At 36.9% G+C, this 15,606-nt stretch carries 16 protein-coding genes and 2 other annotated features; of the genes, 4 read left to right on the forward strand and 12 right to left on the reverse strand.

The window, feature by feature from the left end; translation table 11 throughout:
• Positions 1-4: 4 nt before the first annotated feature.
• Positions 5-787, reverse strand: coding sequence for a zinc ribbon domain-containing protein (locus VK90_RS00555; protein ID WP_048369587.1), 783 nt, complete (start codon positions 785-787; stop codon positions 5-7).
• A gap of 201 nt (positions 788-988) precedes the next feature.
• Here VK90_RS00555 and VK90_RS00560 point away from each other — a divergent pair, with 201 nt between their 5' ends.
• The gene (locus tag VK90_RS00560; RefSeq protein ID WP_048369589.1) at positions 989-1,822 is read left to right on the forward strand and encodes a hypothetical protein; all 834 of its coding nucleotides are present in this window, start codon (positions 989-991) and stop codon (positions 1,820-1,822) included.
• A 36-nt stretch (positions 1,823-1,858) separates the two neighbouring features.
• Here the strand turns inward: VK90_RS00560 and VK90_RS00565 are convergent, their stop codons facing one another.
• The 3 genes from VK90_RS00565 to VK90_RS00575 form a co-directional block, all read right to left on the reverse strand.
• Positions 1,859-2,584: a DUF5694 domain-containing protein gene (locus VK90_RS00565; protein WP_048369591.1), complete on the reverse strand. Its 726-nt coding sequence runs from the start codon at positions 2,582-2,584 to the stop codon at positions 1,859-1,861.
• 125 nt (positions 2,585-2,709) lie between these two features.
• The gene (locus VK90_RS00570; protein ID WP_197088192.1) at positions 2,710-3,402 is read right to left on the reverse strand and encodes a DUF2278 family protein; all 693 of its coding nucleotides are present in this window, start codon (positions 3,400-3,402) and stop codon (positions 2,710-2,712) included.
• Between the two features lie 217 nt (positions 3,403-3,619).
• Entirely contained in the window at positions 3,620-5,119 is a 1,500-nt protein-coding gene (locus VK90_RS00575) for an L-lactate permease (RefSeq protein WP_048369594.1), read from the reverse strand.
• Positions 5,120-5,281: 162 nt separating this feature from the next.
• Between VK90_RS00575 and VK90_RS00580 the strand changes: the two genes are divergently transcribed.
• A complete protein-coding gene (locus VK90_RS00580; RefSeq protein ID WP_048369596.1) occupies positions 5,282-5,839 on the forward strand; it encodes a DUF4240 domain-containing protein in 558 nt (185 codons plus the stop codon).
• Positions 5,840-5,872: 33 nt separating this feature from the next.
• Here the strand turns inward: VK90_RS00580 and VK90_RS00585 are convergent, their stop codons facing one another.
• From VK90_RS00585 to trpE, 8 genes are all read right to left on the reverse strand, one after another.
• A complete protein-coding gene (locus VK90_RS00585) occupies positions 5,873-6,220 on the reverse strand; it encodes a DUF4029 domain-containing protein (protein ID WP_025149177.1) in 348 nt (115 codons plus the stop codon).
• Between the two features lie 74 nt (positions 6,221-6,294).
• The gene (gene trpA / locus VK90_RS00590; RefSeq protein ID WP_048369599.1) at positions 6,295-7,071 is read right to left on the reverse strand and encodes a tryptophan synthase subunit alpha; all 777 of its coding nucleotides are present in this window, start codon (positions 7,069-7,071) and stop codon (positions 6,295-6,297) included.
• 3 nt (positions 7,072-7,074) lie between these two features.
• On the reverse strand, positions 7,075-8,268 hold the full coding sequence (trpB, locus tag VK90_RS00595) for a tryptophan synthase subunit beta (RefSeq protein WP_048369600.1): 1,194 nt from the start codon (positions 8,266-8,268) through the stop codon (positions 7,075-7,077).
• Positions 8,265-8,879 carry a phosphoribosylanthranilate isomerase gene (locus tag VK90_RS00600; protein WP_048369603.1) on the reverse strand — a complete coding sequence of 205 codons (615 nt, stop codon included), beginning with the start codon at positions 8,877-8,879 and terminating at the stop codon, positions 8,265-8,267. The genes trpB and VK90_RS00600 overlap by 4 nt, the downstream gene beginning before the upstream one ends.
• On the reverse strand, positions 8,876-9,637 hold the full coding sequence (trpC, locus tag VK90_RS00605; RefSeq protein WP_048369604.1) for an indole-3-glycerol phosphate synthase TrpC: 762 nt from the start codon (positions 9,635-9,637) through the stop codon (positions 8,876-8,878). The genes VK90_RS00600 and trpC overlap by 4 nt, the downstream gene beginning before the upstream one ends.
• Before the next feature lies 1 nt (position 9,638).
• A complete protein-coding gene (trpD, locus tag VK90_RS00610; RefSeq protein WP_048369605.1) occupies positions 9,639-10,664 on the reverse strand; it encodes an anthranilate phosphoribosyltransferase in 1,026 nt (341 codons plus the stop codon).
• Positions 10,661-11,248, reverse strand: a complete 588-nt coding sequence (locus VK90_RS00615; protein ID WP_048369606.1) for an aminodeoxychorismate/anthranilate synthase component II — start codon at positions 11,246-11,248, stop codon at positions 10,661-10,663. The genes trpD and VK90_RS00615 overlap by 4 nt, the downstream gene beginning before the upstream one ends.
• Positions 11,245-12,663 (reverse strand): anthranilate synthase component I, encoded by a 1,419-nt coding sequence (gene trpE / locus VK90_RS00620; protein ID WP_048369607.1) that lies wholly within the window; start codon positions 12,661-12,663, stop codon positions 11,245-11,247. Before trpE ends, VK90_RS00615 begins: the two co-directional genes overlap by 4 nt.
• Positions 12,664-12,714: 51 nt before the next feature.
• Positions 12,715-12,959 (reverse strand) — a binding site (T-box leader).
• Positions 12,960-13,022: 63 nt separating this feature from the next.
• Positions 13,023-13,260, reverse strand: a binding site (T-box leader).
• A gap of 306 nt (positions 13,261-13,566) precedes the next feature.
• Here trpE and putP point away from each other — a divergent pair.
• Complete coding sequence (gene putP, locus VK90_RS00630; RefSeq protein ID WP_048369608.1) at positions 13,567-15,039, forward strand: sodium/proline symporter PutP; 1,473 nt, start codon at positions 13,567-13,569, stop codon at positions 15,037-15,039.
• Positions 15,040-15,197: 158 nt separating this feature from the next.
• Positions 15,198-15,596 carry an Ig-like domain-containing protein gene (locus VK90_RS00635; protein ID WP_002170878.1) on the forward strand — a complete coding sequence of 133 codons (399 nt, stop codon included), beginning with the start codon at positions 15,198-15,200 and terminating at the stop codon, positions 15,594-15,596.
• Positions 15,597-15,606: the final 10 nt, after the last annotated feature.

The following is a 15,606-nucleotide window of genomic DNA, read 5'->3' on the forward strand; positions in this document are numbered from 1 at the left end:
TTCATTAGAAGCCAGTTAATCCTCTGGTAAAGGTTTGAATTATCGTGTTAATGTAAGACCAAAGTACAATCCATGTTGCAATCCCAATGAAAACATTTGCGATAATAAGTGTGTAAACAGGATCTAAGCCGCCGTTGTCTAGTTTTAATATAGCTACAATTATACTAATCCCTATATATGTTGTAGCTACCCATAGTAATATCGGTAAGAAAAAGATTAATAAGAAACTAAAAAGAAACGAAAGGACTAATATAGCAATAGCCGGAGTCACTATCGTTCCCCATATACCGAATACTTCAAGAAAAGAAAAAGATGATTTCATCATCTTACCACTTACAAAAATAATAAATCCGACAAATAAAGTTAAAATTAATAAAAATAAAAAGACCGTTACAGATTCTCCAAAAAATGTGGGAGTAGATATATCTGGTGCAAATGTTCTCGTAACGGCTGTTGCTGCGCTCATTATTCTATAAAATATACATGCTCCTAAAAAACAAATAAGCACAAGACTCACTATCCCATTTCGCACTTCAATACTTCCACTTTTCATAATCGCTGTCGGTGCTTTTAACGCATTTTGAAAGAACTGAAAATAACCACTTGCAAATTTTTTCGCTTGCTCTACCGTTTCATTCGGCCGACTTTCCTTTACTTGCGCTGCATGCGATAGTTGCCCTTCTTCCTGTGTACCACTTGCTTCCGCTTCTTCCGTTAACGAATGTCCACAATTCCCACAAAACTTTGCCTCCGCTGCATTTTCTGTACTACACGCCGGACATTTCATTCTCTCATCCCTCCTTAAGCATATACCTTATAGGGTGTTACAGATTCAATATATGACTTTGGACATAAAACATGACTACAAGAAAAAGATTATGAAATCCTCCCTTCGAAAGAAAATATATGTACTAGTAATCTAGAAAAATAATGCTATTATGAAACATAGCAAATACAGTGAAACTTTAAACAGATTGGATGAAAGACAATGGAATTTGTAAACTCAATTTTTCAAATACTCCTTACAAGTGTGATCCAACTATTTTCTTTAATTGGAGTCATCATTGTAATTGGATTTCTATTAGGTTATTTAGAATCTCTCACACGAATGTATTGGTCGAGGGCTTTCGGAAGAAAAGGATTCCTATTAACTGCGTGGATTGGTGTTCCTATTCATGAACTTGGACATGCAATTATGTGCGTACTATTTCGTCATAAAATTGTAGCAACGCAGTTCTTCCCAACAGATACAAGTCAAGGTGCTCTAGGTTACGTACAACACCAATACAATCAAAAAAGTGTATATCAGCGAATTGGGAATTTCTTTATTGGAATCGGCCCTATTATTTCTGGTATTACTGCATTAATCCTTTTAATGCGTTATTTCGTACCAGATTCATATTCTCTATTTAATACAACTCTCGAAAAAACGATTGCCTCTACTTCTATTAATGTAGAAATGGTCCAAAACATGCTACTATCAACGTTTGTATTATTGAAAAGTTTATTTACGCTAAACAATTTATTAAATCCTTCATTTTGGTTATTTTTATTTATCGCTATTTGTATTTCCGCACATATCGCTTTAAGTAAACCAGACATTAAAGGATCAATAGACGGTGTCATCGTCATGTTTATCGTATTATTTTTATTCAATATAATAGCGGGACTCTTTCAGTACGATAGTAACCAACTAATTGGTAAAGTATTGAAATATAATATGTATCTCATTGCGTTTTCTAGTGTAGCGCTGCTTTTCTCATGTATTTCTACACTTGTGAGTCTTATATTTTATAAGATGACAAGAGGGCGTTCATTTTAAATATAAAAGGTATCCAAAGAAAATTTGGATACCTTTTTATTTCAATACATGTTTTTCATAAAGATACTTTTCTGGTGATACTATTTCGCAATTTTCCCCTTCTTCAAGAAACCTACTCACAATCGAATAATGCGACAAACCCACTATAAATAAAATGCGCTCCTCAAGTGAGTCAATTAAGCGAACGATATTCGAATACATGATTAAGTTTCTTTTGTACCACCACGTTAGCCATTCCATTCCAACATAATGACCAAAATCACCGATACGTGCCATATTTACATATAACTTATGTAGCTGATTAAATATTACCTGATTATTCATTTCTTGATAAAACTCTAGAACACTTTTAGTATCTGTTAAATCCATTTCTGGTACTAAACTAAATATTTCTGCGAATAGTTCTGGCTGATTTTCTTCCACCCATTTATGTACATCCCAGAAGTCAACAACATCACTTCCACCCATCCAATCAATTGCATATACTTGTTCATGTTTTAAGTTTGCTGCCATTCTAAAACCAATTTGATCTATTTCATTTAATGCCAATTCATATGTACCTAACTTGTACTGCTTAAAATTCTCATTTAATTTATCCTGATTATCTGTAATGCTTTCAACTGCAATTTTTGTTGGCTGGAACTTCTGCACGATAGAAACAAGTTCTGTGATTTCAGCTTGTCTCTCGTCCGACAATAATTCTTCATGCTCACTCATATGGCATGATCCTAGTATTAGGACTTTCGGTTTGTTTTCTGTCATTTTATCCCCCTCCGCCTATAATTTTCAGTCTATTCAATCATATCAAATTAAATCTAATTGTAAATAATTGTATCCCCTCAAAAAAAGACCATCTAACTTGCGATGGTCTTTCTATTTATAAAAAACTATCTCTCACTTCTATAATCACAATTCTCAACCGGAACACGAGCATGCCCCTCTTCATCGGTACACCATGACTGTGACTGAAAGGCAAGGAAAATACCTATCCACTCTTCCCTCTTCTCAAAATGAATGAGCAAACCTCCATCTTGCCATATACCGTCATCACCTTGCCATTTCTCTACATTCCCTTGATTCATATGAATATCGTGTATACCGTTTCCAGGTGTAAAGTGGAAATATGAATCCGGAACCTTTTCTTCCGGTCCCCACCTTTCACCAAACGCATAAATAATTGCTTTCTCATCTATTGCTCTTTTTATATAATGTTCTATTTTCTCATTTAAATCATTATCAGATCCCGATTTTTCAGCTGGCAAAGGAATCATTTGTTTTGAATGAAATAAATTACCCCTTACATAATCTAAGGCAACTCTCGGCTCGTTATTTTTCACTTCCGTAAATCCAAACGGTAATGTCGGTAAAATTCGAATAGCTTCTGAATCAATATGTTCGCTCGCAAAATATAAAACTTCTGACGGATAACTTTGCGACTTTACGTTAATTGCAATGCGATAATCTACTCCTACTTCGCCTTGTAAATGAACTTGATAATGAGGTGTTTTCCCTTTTCCTATCTTAGATTGTATAACTGTACCTTTTAACACACCGTAGTTTTTTAAGGGCATCTCTTTCATCTCCTATTCATTTAGTAGCAGCTTTACATACTTACAAATTATCCAATCATAAAGAAAATCCTCCTATGTTAGGAGGATTTTTCACTTTATCCCGCATTAACGGGCAGTAAGACCCCCACAAAAAAAAATCCAGCGGGAGCCTGACTGCCCGTAAAAGCCCGATTGGTTCAACTAATGATTAGTGGGGGATGTAAAACGCTCCCGACTAATTAAAGTTTCACTTTATCAATACGTACCAAAAAATAACTTCTATCACTACAAGTAACACCGCACCAAAAATCATTAACGTCGTTTTCTTTAATAGTTCATTTTCACGATAAGGGATATTACATAAATAAGCACCAAGTGTAATACGTGATGGACAAGCGATTGTCGCTACTGATGATGCGGTATTTTGAAGCGTTGTGACGTATTGCCACGGGAGTGCTACGTTTTGAGCTGTTTGCATTTGCAGTTTTATAAACATCGCATTTGATCCTGCGTTACTACCTGTTAAAAAGCCACCAATTCCGCCGATGAATGGCGCAACGAAAACGAAAAAGGTACCAAATGTTTCACCAGCTGTTTTTGCGAGTAATGAATGCATACCAGATGCTCCCATTAGTTCTGAAATTGCAATGAACATCGTCGTTGTAATAGCGAAAGGAATCCATTGTTTTATCGTTTGTGAGATTGATTGTTTAATAATAGTAGATGGAATGCGGAAGAAAATAATTGTAAATAAACAAGTCATACCGAGCCAAAATCCTGGCGAATACAGCATTTCTAATTTGTAAGAGTATGATTTTAAATCGAGAACCGCATATGACCTAAGCGAATCATGTAATACTGGAACGAGGCGAGAAAGTAAAATACAAACTGTTAAAAAGATATAAGGGCTAATAATTTTTATAATGGATACTTCTCTCTCTGCAGCAGCCGCATGTTCCGTTAAAAGGTTTTGCTCACTTTTCCCTTTTAATTTAATGATAAGAAATCCAAATGTAATTGTAACGATAGAACTTAATATCCCTGCTAATTCAACACTTACGTACGCGTTAGAAAGATAGATTCCTATAGAAAATAATAGAAAGAAACCTACTCCTTCCTTCCACTTTTTTATAACCGCCTGAAAGCCACCGACAACATATAAAGAAAGGAAGATAAAATATGCAAAAATCGGGATGCTTAATAATGCTGTATTTGCGCCAAGAGTTGTGAGCGGCATGTTAATAAGCTGAGAACCGATAATTGTACCGGTCGCCATCGCGCCCCATGAGCTTGCAAGTAAGCCGATAAACGAGAGTAGCACAGCTTGAAATGGTTTATAGCCGAGAGAAAGAAAAATAGGTGCTGCGACCATAAAGCCAATTCCGAACCCACTTACTGATTCAATAAGTGGACAAATACCAAAACACATAAAAAGCATTTGCAATAATCGATCATGCGTGACTTGTTCTAGAAATCTCGCTACTTGATCGATATACCCCATTTTATTCATGAGGTGAAATAAAAAAATACCGAAAAACAAAACGTATCCGACAATAAAACAAATTAACCAACCTTTAATCGTTGCGTGTACAGTTTCATTTATCCCTAATTGAAACGTTGGCGAGAGTAAAACGATTCCGACAGAAACGGCATAAGAAATTAATGAGGCTCTTAATGACGTTTGTTTAAACAAAAATAAACAAATGAAAATCATCATAATCGGGATAAGTGCCAACAATATTGCCATGCTATCATCTCATTTCGTAAAAAATGCAATTTTAACTATTATATAACAGGTGTTATAATTTTCAATTAATTTTATAACAGTTTTTCTCGTTATTGTTAATGAAGTGAATAACCGAAAAAATGTTACACTTTAAGAAATACATTTTTTCGAGGTGTTATACATATGAATAAAGATCAATTTTGGCAATTTATTTCTGAAATGAATACAAAAGACGAAACGAGTGATTGGTTAATTAAACAATTATCTAAAAAGCCTACAAGTGAAATTATAGATTTTGAGATTCATCTCCAAAACGCTTTAAAGCAATCTTATACGTCTAACCTATGGGCTAGCGCTTATATTATTTTAGGTGGATGCTCTGATGATTCGTTTGATTACTTTAGAGGCTGGCTTATTGCATGTGGACAAGAAATCTTTGAATCCGCAGTAGAACACCCTGAGTCCCTAGCAAACTTAATTCCGGAGTTTTATGAAGAAGATGAGCTTATTCCAGAATTCGAGGAAATGCTATCTGTCGGACTTGAAGCCTTCTCTTTAAAAGAAATCGGTGATACAGAATGGGACGATGATCTGTGGAATAAATTTGAATCCCTATTAGATGAAAAAGGGCATGATTCATCTATGCCTGAACTGGAATTCGATTGGGAAGATGATGAAGATGAACTAGCGGAGCGCTTTCCAAAGTTATGGGAGCGTTTCGGCGAGAACCCATTAGGTTAAAATAGTAAGAGGCCCCTATTAACAGTAGGCCTCTTATTTATCCTGAAAAACCGTCTGCTGCCCAAGCATCTTTTCTAAAACAGCAAACACAATATAAGTGCATACTACTTGCAGTACAATATTCCCAAATTTCATTAATGCAAATGAATGAATCCCCCGGAATAATTCGTTTAATAATACAATCGAAACGATACTAAATAGTTCTATAATAATTGAAAATATACATACTTCTAAAATAGATTGCTCTTGAATCCGCTTTAAGTTGGAAAAGATGAATACATACCCTAGAAATAGAGCCAATAATTCTATTTTCGTCATGCTAATGAGCCGAGCGTATAGTGGTACTGTTAGCAGAAGATATAATAGTTTACGTCTTAGCATGCCTTCTCACCCTCTAAACTATATGTATTTTCTGTATATTTTAACATTTCTTAAAGGAAACAAAAAGAAGAGACTTACGCCTCTTCTTTTTGTTTTACTGCATGTATTAACTCACATATTTCCTCTTGCTTTTCATTTTCTAACAGCTCAATGACTTTACTTCCTACGACAACACCGTCGCATATTGTAATCATTTCTTCTATTTGTTCTCGTGTTGAAATACCGAATCCTGCAACTACTGGTAAGTGGACGTGTGATTTTACTTTTTCTAAGTAACTATGAATCTCGTCTTTAAAGTTTTGACGTACTCCCGTTACCCCCGCTACTGTAACAGCGTAGACGAATCCTTCTGATTCACTCGTAATTTTTTCAATCCGCTCAATTGGGCTCGTTACGGTTACGAGTGGAATTAAAGCGATATTCGCATCGCGGAGAAGCGGCGCAATAATATGTTGTTCTTCATACGGTAAGTCTGGAACGATAATACCATCCACACCTGCTTCAAGACAACTCCCGATGAAACGTTCTTTTCCAAATGCGAGTACTGGATTTAAATATGTCATGAGTACAAATGGAATTTGTACTTCTTTCCTCACTTCAGCTAATGCTTGAAAAATACCTTTTAATGTTACACCGCTATCTAACGCTCTTTTTCCTGCTCTTTGAATCGTTGGACCGTCTGCGACTGGATCTGAAAACGGGATACCAATTTCAACAATGCTTGCTCCCGCTTCATCTAGAAAACGGATTTGTTCTTTTAATTTTCCAAGGCCACCATCTCCACCCATTACATACGGAATAAATGCTTTCTTGCCATTTTCAAACGCTGCTTTAATTTTTTCTACTCCCATTTTTTACACCTCTTCCATATAACGTTTTATGCTCTCTACATCTTTATCACCACGGCCGGATAAGCAAATGACAAGTCCTTCGTCTTGCTTCATTTGCGGTGCTAGTTTTAAAGCGTATGCAACAGCATGTGAACTTTCTAATGCCGGGATAATGCCTTCTTTTTTCGTTAATAATTGAAACGCTTCTAACGCTTCATCATCTGTGATCGAATGGTAAGAAACGCGGCCGATGTCTTTTAGTAAACTATGTTCTGGTCCAACACCCGGGTAATCCAGTCCTGCCGAAATAGAGTGCGCTTCTTGAATTTGTCCTTCTTCATTTTGCAGAAGGTACATCATTGACCCATGTAAAACACCGACGCTTCCTTTCGTTAAAGTCGCTGCGTGCTTTTCTGTATGGACCCCTTTTCCAGCTGCTTCTACGCCGTAAAGAGCCACTTCTTCATCGTGTACGAACGGATAAAACATTCCCATCGCGTTACTACCACCGCCAATACAAGCAACGACTGCTTCTGGTAATCTCCCTTCTAGCGCTTCATATTGTTTTTTCGTTTCTTTTCCAATTACACTTTGGAAATCACGGACAATTTGCGGGAATGGATGTGGTCCGAGAACTGATCCCATAATATAGTGCGTATCATGCACGTGTGAAACCCAGTAACGAAGCGCCTCGTTCACAGCATCTTTTAATGTGCCGCTACCGGCCGCTACGCTTTCTACTTTCGCTCCGAGCAATTCCATTCGGAACACATTTAATTTTTGACGTCTTACATCTTCTTCTCCCATGAAAATGACGCATTCTAAACCGAGAAGTGCACATACAGTAGCTGTTGCAACTCCATGTTGTCCAGCCCCTGTTTCAGCGACAACTTTTTTCTTACCCATTCTTACCGCAAGAAGTGCCTGGCCAATTGTATTGTTAATTTTGTGAGCTCCTGTATGATTCAAATCTTCACGCTTTAAATAAATCTTTGCCCCGCCGCAATACTTCGTCATATTTTCCGCAAAATATAGCGGTGTTTCTCTTCCAACATACGTTTGTAAATAATGATTTAATTCCTTTTGAAACGCTTCGTCTTGCATCGCTTCTTTATATGCTTCTTCTAGTTCTAATACGGATTGCATTAACGTTTCTGGAACGTATCGTCCTCCGTATATACCGTAATGACCTTTTTCATCTGGATATGCATAATTCATTTGGAACACTCCTTCGCTTTTTGTATAAATTGTTTTATTTTCTCTATATCTTTCTTTCCTTCTGTCTCTACTCCACTGCTCACATCGATCATATAGGGCTGAACGGTTCGAATCGCTTCTTCTATATTAAGGATGTTTAATCCACCAGCTAATATCGTTTTCTCTCGCAACTCGTTTGGCATATGTGCGAGTAACTCCCATGAGAATGTCTTACCATTTCCTCCATGAAACCTTTCTTTCGGGCTATCAAATAATACATAATCAGTTTCGTATATATTTGCGTTTTTAATTTCACTCTCCGCAACTACTCCTACCGCTTTTATAGACGGAATATTCAATCTTCTAATGTAATAATTTTCCTCATCCCCATGTAACTGCACATGTGTTAACCCGCATTCCTTTGCAATTTTCTGGATCATTTCTACTGATTCATTTACGAAAACACCAACTTTTAAAACGTGCGCTGGAAGTTCCTGAATAATTTCTTTCGCTTGCTCGGAAGTGATTTTCCGTTTACTTTCTGCAAAAACAAATCCGATTGCATCTGCACCGTATTCGCACGCACTTTTCGCTGTTTCAACATCCGTAATACCGCAAATTTTCACTTTCATATTTTCACCTTACATTCATCGAAAAAGCTGCTAATAGAAGATGTTGTCATAAGTGCTTCACCAACTAATACACCTTTTGCACCAGCTCTTTTGACGCGAATAATATCCTCTTTTGAATGAATGCCACTTTCGCTAATCCATAGTAATTTTTCCTCATTCAATCGTTTTCCGAGCTTTTCTGTTTGGCTTACATCTACTTCGAACGTTTTTAAATTTCGATTGTTAATGCCAATAACATGTGGATTTAATTCAATTGCAATTTCTAGTTCTCGTTCATCATGAACTTCAACAATCGCTTCTAATCCTATTTCTAGTACGTAGTTATAAAGCTCTTTTAACTTCTCTTTCGTTAACGCCGCTACGATTAATAAAATAAGATCTGCTCCTGCTTCATACGCCCTATCAATTTGAATTTTATCGATTATAAAGTCTTTGCATAAAAGCGGAATGTTACTTTCTGCTCTTGCAGTTTGTAAGTCGTGAAACGATCCTTTAAAAAATTGACTATCTGTTAAAACGGAAACCGCCCCAGCACCACATTCTTCATATGTTTTAACTTGTCTTGGTACATCAACATGTAAATTTATATCACCTTTTGATGGAGACGCTCGTTTCACCTCTGCGATTACAGTAAACTGCTCTAAAGCTTTTACAAGTGAGTGTGTTTGCCTTTTTGCTTTTACTGGTGAATACGTTTCATATAACTCCGCAACTTCTACTTTCTTTTGCTCTACAATTTTGTCTAAAATCGTCCCCACTTTAATTCACCCTTTCTAATTTTTCATAACTTGCTGTAATTAATAAGTTTAATTTTTCTAATGCTTTTCCAGAGTCAATGCTATGTGCCGCTAGTTTAATTCCTTCTTCAATCGATTCCGCTTTTCCGTTTGCGAAAAGAGCAAGCCCTGCATTTAATAAAACGGTATCGCGGTATACGTTTTTTTCTCCGCTTAATACTCCGAGCGTAATCTTTGCGTTTTCTTTTGAATTCCCGCCTCTAATTTCTTCATTTTTCACCCTTGAAAAACCGTAGTTTTCTGGTGCAATACTCGTTTCAATTATTTCATTATCTTTTAAAATGGCGACGTAGTTTTCGCCTTGTAATGATGCTTCATCTAAAAATCCACTTCCGTTTACAACGAGCGCTTGTTTTCTGCCAAGTTTCTGCAATACTTCCGCTACGGGTAATAACATATCTCGTTTATAAATACCGACAAATTGTGTTTCTAAATTAACTGGATTCGTTAAAGGCCCAATTAAGTTAAAGATCGTCGGAACGTTTAATTCTTTTCTTATTTTCATAATGCGTCTTAATGCTGGATGCATCGCTGGTGCGAATAAGAAGGCAATTCCTACATTTTCTAATAAGTAATCAATCTCACCCGGCGTACAGCTAATGTTTACACCGAGTTCTTCTAATAAATCAGCACTTCCTGTTTTACTAGAAACAGCACGGTTTCCGTGTTTCGCAACCTTTACGCCAGCTCCTGCAAGTACGAATGCCGATGTTGTACTAATATTGAATGTTTGCGCACCGTCACCACCTGTGCCGCAATTATCCATCGCGCCTTTTATATGATTTGAAAATGGCAATGCCTTTTCACGAAGAGCACGAACGAGACCGTATATTTCTTCTGCTGTTTCTCCTTTCGCTTTCAGCAGTGCTAAAAAGGCAGCGATTTCGCTTTCTAATATGTTTTCACTTAATAAAAGGAGCCCTGCTTCATACATTTCTTCTTCTGTTAAATGCTGTCCCTCTACTAATTTTCGAAGATAACTGTTCATACTCTTTCCTCCTCTTTCACTTGTGCTAAAAAGGCACGTATTAATTTTCCGCCTTCTTCTGTTGCGATTGATTCCGGATGAAATTGTAATCCGAAGAGTGGATAATAGTTATGACAAACCGCCATTATTTCTCCGTCATCCATCGCTGTCGCTAATACGTCAAAGCATTTTGGCAAACTATTTTGCGCCGCGACGAGTGAATGGTAACGCATTGCCGTAAGCGGCTGCGTAACGTATGAAAAGATTGACGTTCCGTTATGTTTCACTCGCGATGTTTTTCCGTGTTTAATGCGCTCTGCTCTAACAATTTCTCCTCCAAATGCAGATATAATTGCTTGATGACCAAGGCAAATACCTAAGATGGGAACATTCTTATAAAAGTGACGAATGATCTTAATACAAACCCCGGCATCTTCTGGTTTCCCAGGTCCTGGTGAGAGCACAATTCCTTTCGGCTTCATCTCCTCTAATTGTTCAATTGTTATTTGATCATTTCTTACGACAACAATTTCTTCCTCGTACTCGCCTAACAGTTGATACAAGTTATATGTGAATGAGTCATAATTATCGATAAGTACAATCATTTCATTACCTCCAAAAGCGCTCTCGCTTTATTTAATGTTTCTTCATATTCAGCTATCGCGTCTGAATCGTAGACGATACCCGCTCCTGCCTGAACGTACGCTTTCTCATCTTTCACAACCATCGTTCGAATTGCTAGCGCCATATCAAGGTTTCCTGAGAATGAAATATATCCAACTGCTCCGGCGTATACATTTCTTTTTTCATGCTCTAATGTATTGATGATTTCCATCGCTCTAATTTTCGGAGCGCCTGATACTGTGCCAGCTGGTAAACAATACGCTAATGCATCAAATCCACTCATTTGTTTTCGCAATGTTCCGTAAACTTCAGATACAATGTGCATAACGTGAGAGTATTTCTCTACTTTCATATATTTATCTATCGTCACAGAGCCAATTTCACTTACTCTGCCAATATCATTTCGGCCTAGGTCTACAAGCATCATATGCTCTGCTCGCTCTTTCTCATTTCCTAACAGTTCTTTTTCGATTTCCTCATCTTCCTGCTTCGTTTTCCCTCTCGGCCTCGTACCAGCAATCGGATTTGTCATCACCTTATCGTCTCTTACTGACAGTAAACTTTCTGGTGAAGAACCGAGAACGACGTAATCTTGAAAATCGATATAGAACATATATGGCGATGGATTCGCAATCCGAAGTTTCCGGTATAATGCAAATGGATCTCCTTTACATTCACTTCGCAAACGCTGAGATAATACAACTTGAAAAATATCTCCGGCCCGAATGTATTCTTTCGCTGTTTCTACCATTTCACAAAATTCTTTTTCAGTTACTGAAGAAGTAAATGATAAAGGTGATAGCACTTCACTTACCACGGCCTCTTCTCCACTTAGTACTTCCTCTTTGTATACTTGTAATCTTTCATAGACTTCTTCATAGGAGCCAGAATCGTCTTTCTTGTATACATATACAAACGATAATTTTTGGCGTAAATGATCGTAAACGATAAACTCGCGATACAGTAGTACGTGTACTTCTGGGATATTTAATGGGTCAATTAATTCCTCTCCTATATTTTCATATTGCCGAATTACGTCGTAGCCGATATATCCAATCGCTCCTCCGCAAAACGGGAATGGACTCTCTACTTGCCCTGGTGCGAGCGTTTCTTCTAATACGTGTAATACATTTTTGTGAAGTTTTTCAGTTTGACCATTTAACGTTATTTCTACGACTGTACCAACGCTTTTCACTTCTCCATATGGATTACACCCTAAGTAAGAGTAGCGTCCTTTATCTTGATGAAGCTGTGAGCTTTCTAATAAAAACTTGTTCTTTCCTTTCATACGTCTATATAAAGAAATTGGCGTAATGCTATCTCCTTCTTCTTCAGCAATTATTAAAAATGGTTTTCCTAGTTCTTTTTGCTTCATAAATTCTTCTTTCGTCATCATGCCTTTCACCTCACTCTGAAAAATAAAAAAGTCCCCTACATATCGAAATATGTAGAGGACGATAAATTTACCGTGGTACCACCTCATGTTGGATGCAAAAGCATCCCGCTTTATTCAGGTACAAAATATATACCTTATCCTTGTAACGGCGGAACCCGGGTTGCCTACTGAAAACAATTGTTCAGCATACCTCTCGTAAGCCCATTCCGTATATGGCACCGCACCGGGCTCCCACCTATCCCCGGCTCTCTGTAACGTCTCCATTATACGTACTCTTCTTACTTAAACGATTTAACATATTTAATTTTTATAAGGCTTTCAACAATTTTTTATACACAAAAAGGGAGTACTCATCCTATAGAAAGGACGGGTACTCCCGTGGTGCCACCTTAATTCGTTACGAATGTAACGCACTTTACCGTATCAAAAACAATACGTGTCTCTTGTATCGATGAGATCATGTCGCCAAAGCCTACTTCTTTCGTTTCGGTTTGGAAGCTCCGAAGCCCATTCCACATCAATTCCATACTGATTCGCACCAACCATCAGCTCTCTGACATGTTCATCATGTGTACTCTTCTTCATCAACGCTTGCATTTTTTTAAGTTGCACTCATTATATTCCTCGTTTTTCAAATAAGTCAATACTTTTTCTGAAAAAAATATTTTTTCTTCATTCAATATTATATTGACAAAACAACCTGTTTTTATGTAAATATAATAAATACTCTATTAAAATTAAGGTTTTTTGTCAGAAAATTATATATTACAAAAGTGAATCATTGTCAAAAAACGCTTACATTTCAGAAAATTCATATTTTCACATGGATTTTTCTGAATAATCATGATAGATTATACATATGCAAAATGCATCAAAAGACATGACAAAAGGAAGGGGAACTACATGAGTACGCAGATGTTAACTTTAACTTCTATCTCTATTTACATGCTCGGGATGTTAGTAATCGGCTATTTCGCCTATAAACGAACGTCCAACTTAACAGATTATATGCTTGGCGGGCGTACACTAGGCCCCGCAGTAACAGCATTAAGTGCTGGAGCATCCGATATGAGTGGTTGGCTTTTAATGGGATTACCCGGTGCAATGTTTAGCGTTGGATTAAGTAGTAGTTGGATTGCGATCGGCCTAACACTAGGCGCATACGCAAACTGGCTTTATGTCGCTCCTCGCTTACGTACCTACTCTGAAATGGCAAACAACTCTATTACTATCCCAGAATTTTTGGAACACCGTTTCCACGACAAATCTCATATGCTACGCTTAGTATCCGGACTTGTTATTATGATTTTCTTTACTTTCTATGTAGCTTCAGGATTAGTTTCAGGCGCTGTATTATTTGAAAATTCATTTGGTATGAACTATCATGTTGGATTATTCATTGTCGCAGGCGTTGTTGTAGCTTACACACTATTTGGTGGTTTCTTAGCAGTAAGTTGGACAGACTTCGTGCAAGGAATCATTATGGTAATTGCTCTTATTCTTGTTCCAATCGTAACAATTATGAATTCGAACGGACTTGGACCTGCATTTGATACAATTCGATCTGTAGATCCAACACGTTTAGATATTTTTAAAGGTGCCTCTACTTTAGGAATTATTTCTTTATTCGCATGGGGTCTTGGTTATGTTGGGCAACCTCATATTATCGTACGCTTTATGGCAATTTCGTCTGTAAAAGAAATTAAAAGCGCACGAAGAATTGGTATGAGCTGGATGATTTTCTCTGTTGTCGGAGCTATGTTTACTGGTCTTATCGGTATTGCTTACTATTCACAACAAGGGCTGACATTATCTAACCCAGAGACAATTTTCCTTGAACTTGGAAAAATTTTATTCCATCCACTTATTACTGGATTTTTATTAGCAGCTATTTTAGCAGCTATTATGAGTACAATCTCATCTCAGTTGCTCGTTACTTCTAGTGCTATAACAGAAGATTTATATCGTACATTCTTTAAACGTTCTGCTTCTGATAAAGAGCTTGTATTTGTCGGTCGTATGGCTGTACTTGTTATCGCCTTAGTTGGGTGCGCATTAGCGTTTAAACAAAATGATACGATTTTAGCTCTTGTCGGATACGCTTGGGCTGGATTTGGTTCTTCATTCGGACCTGCTATTTTATTAAGCTTATATTGGAAACGTATGACGAAATGGGGCGCGCTTGCTGGTATGATTTCTGGTGCCGCGACTGTTATTATATGGACACAATTTAAATTCTTAAAAGACTTCTTATATGAAATGATTCCTGGTTTCACTATTAGTTTACTAGTAATCGTAATTGTTAGTTTACTAACACAACCTTCAAAAGAAGTTGAAGAGCAATTTGAGGATTTTGAAAAACAACATAGCCTATAAAAATAACCTCCGCTTTTAATATACAAGCGGAGGTTATTTTTAATTATAGACAGTTTTCTTCTCGAATTTAACAATTTCTTTATGTTTCGTTAAATTTACTATAACATTCTTCCTTTATATTATTAATATCGGCACTTATACAGAAAGGGGACTCCAAAATGTTAGCATCTTTACAGCGACAACATATAAGAAAATTTTCACCTATCACAAATACTTCTGCTTCTTGCTTAAACATACAACCAAATCCACCTAAAATTTCAATTGCTCCTTCTGTTATATCTGTAATTGGTATTCATATACAAAAAAATAAGCTAAAAATAAAAATGGGACAAAGCGCTGATTTATCAGCTTCCGTTTTACCAATGCAGGCAACGAATAAAGAGCTTATATGGACAAATATGAATTCCGACGTCATCACCATATATCCAAAAGGTGAGACTGTAACAATTACAGGAAAAAGTGCGGGAAGAGCAGTTGTTATTGTCACAACTGCCGAAGGAAAATTCCGTGAATTATGTATCGTTCACGTACAATCTTATATGACAAATCCAAAGTAAAATAAAGAGA

This window comes from Bacillus sp. LK2 (assembly GCF_001043575.1).
Taxonomy (GTDB): Bacteria; Bacillota; Bacilli; order Bacillales; family Bacillaceae_G; genus Bacillus_A; species Bacillus_A paramycoides.

Bases quoted from the DNA above. Each gene is read 5' to 3' on its own strand.
- VK90_RS00555 (WP_048369587.1), bottom strand. From the start codon at position 787: ATGAAATGTCCGGCGTGTAGTACAGAAAATGCAGCGGAGGCAAAGTTT.
- VK90_RS00560 (WP_048369589.1), top strand. From the start codon at position 989: ATGGAATTTGTAAACTCAATTTTTCAAATACTCCTTACAAGTGTGATC.
- VK90_RS00565 (WP_048369591.1), bottom strand. From the start codon at position 2,584: ATGACAGAAAACAAACCGAAAGTCCTAATACTAGGATCATGCCATATG.
- VK90_RS00570 (WP_197088192.1), bottom strand. From the start codon at position 3,402: ATGAAAGAGATGCCCTTAAAAAACTACGGTGTGTTAAAAGGTACAGTT.
- VK90_RS00575 (WP_048369594.1), bottom strand. From the start codon at position 5,119: ATGGCAATATTGTTGGCACTTATCCCGATTATGATGATTTTCATTTGT.
- VK90_RS00580 (WP_048369596.1), top strand. From the start codon at position 5,282: ATGAATAAAGATCAATTTTGGCAATTTATTTCTGAAATGAATACAAAA.
- VK90_RS00585 (WP_025149177.1), bottom strand. From the start codon at position 6,220: ATGCTAAGACGTAAACTATTATATCTTCTGCTAACAGTACCACTATAC.
- trpA (WP_048369599.1), bottom strand. From the start codon at position 7,071: ATGGGAGTAGAAAAAATTAAAGCAGCGTTTGAAAATGGCAAGAAAGCA.
- trpB (WP_048369600.1), bottom strand. From the start codon at position 8,268: ATGAATTATGCATATCCAGATGAAAAAGGTCATTACGGTATATACGGA.
- VK90_RS00600 (WP_048369603.1), bottom strand. From the start codon at position 8,879: ATGAAAGTGAAAATTTGCGGTATTACGGATGTTGAAACAGCGAAAAGT.
- trpD (WP_048369605.1), bottom strand. From the start codon at position 10,664: ATGAACAGTTATCTTCGAAAATTAGTAGAGGGACAGCATTTAACAGAA.
- VK90_RS00615 (WP_048369606.1), bottom strand. From the start codon at position 11,248: ATGATTGTACTTATCGATAATTATGACTCATTCACATATAACTTGTAT.
- trpE (WP_048369607.1), bottom strand. From the start codon at position 12,663: ATGATGACGAAAGAAGAATTTATGAAGCAAAAAGAACTAGGAAAACCA.
- putP (WP_048369608.1), top strand. From the start codon at position 13,567: ATGAGTACGCAGATGTTAACTTTAACTTCTATCTCTATTTACATGCTC.
- VK90_RS00635 (WP_002170878.1), top strand. From the start codon at position 15,198: ATGTTAGCATCTTTACAGCGACAACATATAAGAAAATTTTCACCTATC.